We start from the raw sequence: 8,406 nt of genomic DNA on the forward strand, positions 1-8,406 counted from the left end.
AATATATACTTCAAGGCCATTCTCCAATTTTTCATGGAAAAGCTCTTCTTTCAATTGACTAAATACTATTTTCTCCATTACCCTTGCACCTCCGCTTCTGTTAGGAAATAGATCGTATCAAGCTGAATTTTTTGACCAACGGCGACGATTTCTTCCTTTGTCGTCTGCTCTGTTTTTGCAAACCATTCGTCGAGTGAGATATCATGGCCGGAAACCACATTATGATATAAAATTTCGACCAGACCTCTCGAAACGTCAATGGTTTCAAGAAGCTGATTTTTAATGACCGCTTTTGTCTGTGCCAGTTCTTCTTCAGAAAAATTCCCTTGCTTCATTTCATTCATTTGTTCATTAATAATATCTAGTGCTTGCTTATAGTTAGCATTTTCAATACCTGCCATAACCATTAGAAGGCCTTTATGACTTTCGAGCCTGGAGGCTGCGTAATAGGCAAGGCTAGCTTTCTCCCGGACATTGATGAAAAGCTTTGAATGTGAAAAGCCACCAAAAATCCCATTGAATAGCTGTAGTGCATAATAATCCGAATCACCATACGCGACATGGGTTCGATAACCTATATTCAATTTTCCTTGTTTCACGTCAGAATTCTCAATGATTTCTTTTTCCTTACMTACTTCTTTACCTGTATCCCTCTGCAGCCTTGCCGGCACACGATCTGGAAGGAGGGAGACATATTTGTCAGCTAAGACTTCAACTTCTGCTTCATCGATATCTCCGATCACATATAAATCAATTTCATCCTCAGTTAATACTTTTTTATAATAGGTAAAAAGGGACTCAGGGGTAATCGTCTCCAAGTCTTGTAGATTCCCGCTCGCTTCTAGAGCATATGGTTCGTTTTTGCACATTTCTTCAACAAGTCGTGTAGCAGAATACCGCATTTTATCATCGGAAATTGATTGAATCCGCTGTTTTAATGACCGAATTTCATTAGAGACCGTTTTGTGGTCAAAGGCTTCACCATTTTTCTTTGGATGAAATATCACTTCGGATAACAACATAAAAGCCTTTTCAAGAAGCGGCGTCGGGTCACTTAGAAATTTTTCATTGACGATATCGATTGTAAAGCTTAGGATTTGGTATTCTCCTTTTTTAGCGACATCGACATAAAACCCTGCTCCATAAAGATCATCAAGATAAGATCGAAGCTCGGGTGTTGTAGGATATTTACTTGTATTGCTTTGTAGCACATATGGCAGTAATGCACGATATGTAACGTTCTCTTTTGTCAACGGTGCTTTCATTTTCAGAACGAGAGTATTCGTTTTATATTTATCCGTGCGGACCACGTGAAGCCTGTAGCCGCTTTTTTCCGTAATTGTATCGGAAGCAATAGACATGAATAATCCTCCTCAATATATAATTCAACTTTATTAGCTTATTGTTTGTAGATAGGTAACCTTTTAAACATCTACTTAAAATATACATGCGAAAGGAAAAATCATGCAAGTTACAGCTATTTTTTTTATTTCAACAAGGACTCCACATATTGCTTAAATCTTTCCTCTCTGTAACAAGGAAAAACCGGTCAGCACACAAAGCGGACCGGTTAATAACTTATCTTTTCCCTTTAATATATGGCTGACCAGAAGCTTTTGGAGCATCTGCGCGGCCAATGAAGCCTGTTAATGCTATGATTGTTAGTACATAAGGCGCGATTAATAGGTAAACGGATGGGATGTCCTTGAAGAAAGGAAGGCTCGATCCTACAATGCTTAAACTCTGGGCTAATCCAAAGAATAGCGCTGCCCCCATCGCACCGATTGGATGCCATTTACCGAAAATCATAGCGGCAATGGCCATAAATCCTTGACCATTAATTGTCGCATGATTAAATTCATTCGAAAAAATAGTAGCATAAATCGCACCGCCGATTCCACCAAATGCACCAGATAGCAGAACCGCTGCATAGCGGATTTTCGTAACATTGACCCCCATCGTATCAGCAGCCATAGGATGCTCCCCTACTGCACGAATCCTTAAACCAAATGGGGTTTTATAAAGTACATACCATACGACAAAAGATATCAAAATAGCTATATAGACAATATAATAACCATTTGAAAAAAGGATAGGACCTATAAATGGAATATCACTTAATAAAGGAACATCGATCCTTGGGAATGTTTCTGTAATTCGATCTGTTTGGCCTTTGTCATAAATCAGCTTCACTAAAAACATAGTGAGGCCTACAGCCAATAAGTTGATTGCAACCCCACTTACCGTTTGATCAGCTCTAAAAGTTATACACGCCACCGCATGAAGAACTGAGAATAACAATCCAGCAATCATTGCCGCTAAAACAGCCAGCCATGGAGTCCATTCCCCGAAAACATCTGCAAACATTAAGTTAAAAACAATTCCTGTAAAGGCACCAATGACCATTAATCCTTCTAAACCAATGTTTATGACACCTGCTCGTTCAGAAAACACTCCTCCGAGTGAAGTGAATATAAGTGGAGCAGCTAGAGCAATCATAGATGGAATAATAATTTGTAATACTTGGTAAAAATCCACTTATTTCACCCCTTTCTTAAATCGAGCGGCAATCCAACGAATAAAATAACTGGATGCGACGAAGAAAATAATTAATGCTATGACAATATCCACAATTTCACTTGGTATGCCAGTTTCGAGCGGCATATTTAAGGCCCCTGCCTTCAGACCGCCAAATAATAAAGCAGCAAGAACTACTCCAATAGCCGTATTCGCTCCTAGTAAGGCTACTGCAATCCCATCAAAGCCCATACCTGTAAATCCACCTTTGACCGCAGCATAACCGAAGGTCCCTAAGCCTTCCATGGCACCAGCAAGGCCTGCAAATGCACCAGAAATAACCATGGAAAGAATGATGTTTTTATTAACGCTCATCCCTGCATACTCTGATGCGTGCTGATTGAATCCTACCGCTTTCAGTTCAAATCCCGTTTTTGTTCTTTCGAGAATGAACCACATGATGATTACACAAATAATGGCTACGACTATTCCCCAATGCATGCGGGAAAAATCCGTAATGCTTTCAAAGAAAGGAGACCGTAGTGATGCTGTATCAGCAATTCTTTCAGTTTTATCTAGCTTGTCTGTCATTACATTCCGAATTAAATAATTCGTTACATATAAAGCTGTATAGTTCAGCATAATAGAAACGATTACTTCGTGTACTCGAAACTTAGCTTTTAAATACCCCGGAATAAATGCCCACAAAGCACCTGCAGCTGCTCCCGCTAAGATCGCTAATGGCAAATGGATAATTCTTGGAAGATCAAAGGCAATCCCTACCCATACTGCGGCCAGCCAACCAACAATTAATTGCCCTTCGACTCCGATATTGAACAGACCCGTACGAAAAGCAAAGGCTACCGCCAAACCAGCGAGGATATAAGGAATAATTGTCCTGACGGATTCTCCTACATAATACGAATCTCCAACAATTCCACCAATCATGGAGCTATACCCTGCAATTGGATCATAGCCACTTACTAACATGATGATCGCCCCAACAATTAAGCCAAGGATAACCGCAATCACTGGACTTGTTAATTTAGAAAAATACTTAGACATTTTGTTTTCCACCTGCTTCCATACGCTTGCTGCCAGCCATAAGAAGACCAAGCTCCTGTTCAGTCGTTTCTTTAGGATTGACAATGGCGACGATTTCTCCTTCATAAATAACGGCAATTTTATCGCTCACATTCATGATTTCTTCTAATTCGAATGAAATGAGAAGTACCGCTTTTCCTGCATCACGCTGTTCAATCAGGCGTTTATGAATAAATTCAATCGCCCCAACATCGAGTCCGCGAGTTGGCTGCGCGGCAATCAATAGATCTGGGTTCCTATCAACTTCCCTTCCTATGATTGCCTTTTGCTGATTCCCGCCAGAAAGGGCCCTAGCTGGCGTATATTCACTTGGAGTCCGAACATCGTAACTTTTAATCAATGAACGCGCTTTTTCAAAGATTCTCTTTGAATTCAAAATACCAGCTTTTGAATAGGGCTTTTGATAATATGTTTGCAAGACGATATTTTCTCCAATGCTATAATCGAGAACCAAGCCATGCTTATGCCTGTCTTCTGGAATATGACCCACGCCTGATTCAGTAATTTTGCGCGGCTTTAGATTCCTAATTTCTTTCCCATTTAATTTTATGGACCCTGCTGTCGTCTTCCTTAAGCCTGCTAATGCTTCAATTAATTCCGATTGACCATTGCCATCTACACCGGCAATCCCGACAATCTCCCCTGCACGAACCGTTAATTCCAAGTTCCGGACAGCTGAAACTCCCCGTGAATCCTTGACTTCTAGTCCGCTAACATCAAGAACAACATCAGAGGGGGAGGCTGCCGTTTTTTCAGTTTTAAATAGAACTTCCCGACCAACCATTAAGCTGGCCAATTCGTTAGGATTCGTTTCATTGACATTCACTGTTCCAATCCCCTGCCCCTTGCGGATGACAGTTACCCGATCACAAACCTCCATAATTTCCTTAAGTTTGTGAGTAATCAAAATGATTGATTTCCCCTCTTTGATCAAAGCCTTCATTATAAAAATCAGTTCCTTAATCTCTTGAGGAGTCAACACAGCTGTTGGCTCATCGAAAATCAGTATCTCTGCACCACGGTATAGCGTTTTTAGAATTTCGACACGCTGCTGCATCCCTATTGAAATATCTGCAATTTTTGCATAAGGGTCGACACGAAGCTGATATTGTTCTGATAGTTTCCTAACTTCCTCACTCGCTTCTTTTAAGTCGATTTTACCTCCTTTGGAAGGTTCTTTTCCTAAAATTATATTTTCTGTTACTGTAAAAGGGTCAACAAGCATAAAATGCTGATGCACCATCCCAATCCCTAATTCATTGGCAATGTTCGGGCTGGTAATCTTGACTGGCTTACCATTTACACGGATTTCTCCCTGCTCTGGCTGGTATAGGCCGAATAAAACATTCATCAATGTAGATTTACCCGCACCATTTTCACCTAATAATGCGTGAATCTCCCCTTTTTTCACTTGAAGGGTTACGTTATCATTAGCGACGATGCCTGGGAATTCCTTACGGATATTCAGCATCTCAATTACATATTCCACGTATTATCAACTCCTAAAATGAGTGTAAATGATTCTTTATTAGAAAATTGCTGATCCTTACCAATTTGGTTTTATTGAAAAAACCAAATGAAAAACTACGATTCTATCATAGTTTTTCATTCGATATTTTACAGTCTCAAGGAACTATATGTAGAAAAGAAAGAATAGAGGGCAATTATGCCTCCCTACTCTCTYTAAAATCACAGCTTATAAACCAAGTTTTTTGAATTCTTTATCCGTACCAGGAACTACGAATTCACCTGATTTAATTTTCTCTGTCCATTCTTCAACCGCTTTTAAAGATTCTTCAGTTACGTTATCTTTTGTATCAGAAATGCCTACACCATTTTCTTTGATACCGTATTCGATAACTTCTCCACCTGGGAAGTTTCCTTCTTTGGCTTTCGTAGAAAGGTCTTTAACTGCAACATCAACACGTTTTATCATAGAAGTTAAAGTAACGTTGTCGTCCGTTCCAGGAACAGCTCCTAATTTAGCTTGGTCACTGTCTACACCGATAACATAAATTTCTCTCTTAGGATCTTTTTGTTTTTGCTCGACTGCCTCAGTAAATACACCTTTTCCAGTTCYGCCAGCAGCATGATAAATGATATCAATACCTGAAGAATACATAGATCCTGCAGTAGATTTCCCGATGTCAGCTTTATTGAAATCTCCGGCATATTTAACTTCTACCTTCGCATCCGGATTTACAGATAAAACCCCAGCCTTAAAGCCAATTTCGAATTTCTTGATTAATTCAGATTCAACTCCACCGATAAAACCGACTTTGTTTGTTTTCGTTTGTAGACCGGCAATTACACCAACAAGGAATGATCCTTGCTGTTCTTTAAAATTAATGCTGGCTACATTCTTTTTATCTACAACTGTATCCACAATAGCAAATTGTGAATCTGGACGTTGGTCAGCCACTTCACCAACAGACTCGGCTAAAAGGAAACCGATACCGTAGATAAGTTTGTAATCTTCACGAACAAGCGTATTCAAGTTTTTAGCATAGTCAGCATCCGATTTAGATTGAAGATAGTTGTATCCATCTTTACCTTTTTCCAAATCATTTTCTTTACCAAATTCCTGAATTCCCTTCCAAGCTGATTGGTTGAACGATTCATCATCGACGCCGCCTGTATCGGTAACCATAGCTACTGTGAAGTTATCCTTCTTTTCTTTTCCATTTGAAGATTCTTTATCATCATTCTCTGAATTACCACATGCTCCTAAAAGCGTACCAGCAGCAAGAACAAGTGAAAGAGCTAGACCTAATTTGCGCTTTTTCAATTTTTTACCCCCTAAGATTTATAATTTTTCAGCAGGAATGTTCTGAAAAGTCATTCATGTTTGCGTTTTCACATCTCGGTAAATTTTTTTTTACATACGTTTGATCAATTTTTAAGAATCGAAACAAACGCTTGCATTCATCCGTATGTAAGAGTTTTGAACTAAACTCGCTTCCGAAGAACATGAAAACTAAACATATTGGCTTTAAAGTAGTTTACAGAATATAGGATAGGCTGGTCCCAATCATCCAGATGCATCTGCTTCAGAACAAGTAATGCGGCTTCTGACGAACATTTCAGGATAGGAGAAACTTTCTCATGATACCCGATCGGCTCAATTTCTGCTACGGCATGTGTAATTTTCCGATTCGCATCTCTTTCCAATATATCAAAAAGAGACTCATCATTACGCTCAAAATTTTCTGAAAGAATTGATTCAGGAATTTTGTCGACACAGTAGATAACCGGCTCGCCATCTGCTGTTCTTACACGTTCAATACTCACGATGCGTTCATCTGGTGAACAAGAAAACCTGCGGATATCCTCGTCTGTAGGTTCTTGAGCCGTCGAGCTTAAGAAAATCGTACCCGGCTTCATCCCTGCCTCTTCAATCATGTTCGTGACACTTTTTAATTGCTCGATACCAGAAGTAAACCGAGGTTTTGGATTGACAAAAGTTCCAACTCCATGGCGGCGAATGATAATGTTTTCTTCTTCTAAAATCCGCAGCGCTTCTCGAAGTGTCGCCCTACTCACTCCCAGTTTTTTAGCAAGATCAAATTCAGAAGGKAATTTTTCATTTTCCTGATAAACTCCTGCTTCAATATCCTGCTTCAGGTAATCAATGACCTGCAAATATAAATGTCGACTATCTGATTTAATTGACATACAGTTTCCCCCAGCTAGTTTCTTAAGACATCAGACCTCTGATGTTGAATCATTCCTACTAATCGAAAATAATATAACATTTTTTTCGATATAAATAAATAGTGTTTTACTATTTAACATAAAAGAATTTAGGATAAATTACCCTCACCTGTGCCTTTTACTCTAGTAAAGGCCGTAGAAGTTGTACGATTATTCTCCTAAATCAGATAAAATTTTTTTTTTATAAATGCAAAATGAAAATCGGTAGCTTTCTTTTCAAGATACTTTTTTCCTGTATAATAGTATTTATCTTCTTTGAAGGGATGAACACATGATGTTAAACATTACAGAATACAGCGTTGAAAAATTGAATGATCCATTTGGGATTTTATCCGGAGAGCGTTTCGAGTATTTCTTGGATATTGAAGTACCGGAAGAAGACGAGCTCTTTTCAGAGAATGGTTTATATATCCGGGTACTATTTGTTGTTGAAGAACAAGTAGGCAAGCTGATTAAATATGATATTTATGAAAAAGGGAACGACGAAGTACTCGATTTTGATTTAGAGGAAGAGGAAGAAGCAATGATTTCTGACTTCTGCTTTAAACATTTAGACGAAGCAATGATCAATTAAAAAAACCGGGCGCCTGCCCGGTTTTTTAATTACCTATGATAAATGAGCTTCATCCTGTTCATCTTTAGATAACAATACATTTCGTGGTTTGCTGCCCTCATATGGACCGACAATTCCTCTTGCTTCCATTTCATCAATTAATCTGGCAGCACGGGTATAGCCAATCCGGAAACGACGTTGCAGCATCGAGACAGATGCCGTCTGCATTTCTATAATTAAGGACACAGCATCCCCGTATAAACTATCTTCGACTTCACCGCTAGAAGTCTCTTGTATTTCGTCCGGAATCATTTCTTCATTATACTGAGCTTTCTGTTGCGAAATAACATATGTGACGACTTCCTCTACTTCATGATCGGATAAAAAGGCACCTTGGACCCGAACCGGTTTCGAAGCTCCCGCCGGCAAGAATAGCATGTCACCTCGTCCTAACAGTTTTTCGGCTCCCCCCATATCCAGAATCGTTCTTGAATCTGTCATCGATGATACACTAAAAG

At 39.3% G+C, this 8,406-nt stretch carries 8 protein-coding genes; 1 reads left to right on the forward strand and 7 read right to left on the reverse strand.

The features are described from left to right. Positions 1-77: 77 nt before the first annotated feature. From yfmF to AC1DUW_RS16370, 6 genes are all read right to left on the reverse strand, one after another. Entirely contained in the window at positions 78-1,361 is a 1,284-nt protein-coding gene (gene yfmF / locus AC1DUW_RS16345; RefSeq protein ID WP_477642971.1) for an EF-P 5-aminopentanol modification-associated protein YfmF, read from the reverse strand. A 217-nt stretch (positions 1,362-1,578) separates the two neighbouring features. Beyond that, complete coding sequence (locus AC1DUW_RS16350; RefSeq protein WP_152952248.1) at positions 1,579-2,538, reverse strand: ABC transporter permease; 960 nt, start codon at positions 2,536-2,538, stop codon at positions 1,579-1,581. Continuing rightward, positions 2,539-3,582 (reverse strand): ABC transporter permease, encoded by a 1,044-nt coding sequence (locus tag AC1DUW_RS16355; RefSeq protein ID WP_053345384.1) that lies wholly within the window; start codon positions 3,580-3,582, stop codon positions 2,539-2,541. Continuing rightward, complete coding sequence (locus AC1DUW_RS16360) at positions 3,575-5,110, reverse strand: ABC transporter ATP-binding protein (protein ID WP_053345383.1); 1,536 nt, start codon at positions 5,108-5,110, stop codon at positions 3,575-3,577. Before AC1DUW_RS16360 ends, AC1DUW_RS16355 begins: the two co-directional genes overlap by 8 nt. Positions 5,111-5,317: 207 nt before the next feature. Continuing rightward, positions 5,318-6,409 (reverse strand): BMP family lipoprotein, encoded by a 1,092-nt coding sequence (locus AC1DUW_RS16365; protein ID WP_477642972.1) that lies wholly within the window; start codon positions 6,407-6,409, stop codon positions 5,318-5,320. 161 nt (positions 6,410-6,570) lie between these two features. After that, complete coding sequence (locus AC1DUW_RS16370) at positions 6,571-7,296, reverse strand: GntR family transcriptional regulator (RefSeq protein WP_477642973.1); 726 nt, start codon at positions 7,294-7,296, stop codon at positions 6,571-6,573. Positions 7,297-7,606: 310 nt separating this feature from the next. Here AC1DUW_RS16370 and AC1DUW_RS16375 point away from each other — a divergent pair, with 310 nt between their 5' ends. Next, positions 7,607-7,909, forward strand: a complete 303-nt coding sequence (locus AC1DUW_RS16375) for a DUF6509 family protein (RefSeq protein ID WP_477642974.1) — start codon at positions 7,607-7,609, stop codon at positions 7,907-7,909. Positions 7,910-7,942: 33 nt separating this feature from the next. Here the strand turns inward: AC1DUW_RS16375 and AC1DUW_RS16380 are convergent. Next, the coding region (locus tag AC1DUW_RS16380) for a DNA translocase FtsK (protein WP_477642975.1) at positions 7,943-8,406 on the reverse strand (464 nt) is incomplete at its 5' end.

It is taken from the genome of Peribacillus sp. P4_C12, assembly GCF_056402095.1.

Excerpts from the sequence above, each read along its gene's own strand:
- AC1DUW_RS16355 (WP_053345384.1), bottom strand. The coding sequence starts at position 3,582 with ATGTCTAAGTATTTTTCTAAATTAACAAGTCCAGTGATTGCGGTTATC.
- AC1DUW_RS16375 (WP_477642974.1), top strand. The coding sequence starts at position 7,607 with ATGATGTTAAACATTACAGAATACAGCGTTGAAAAATTGAATGATCCA.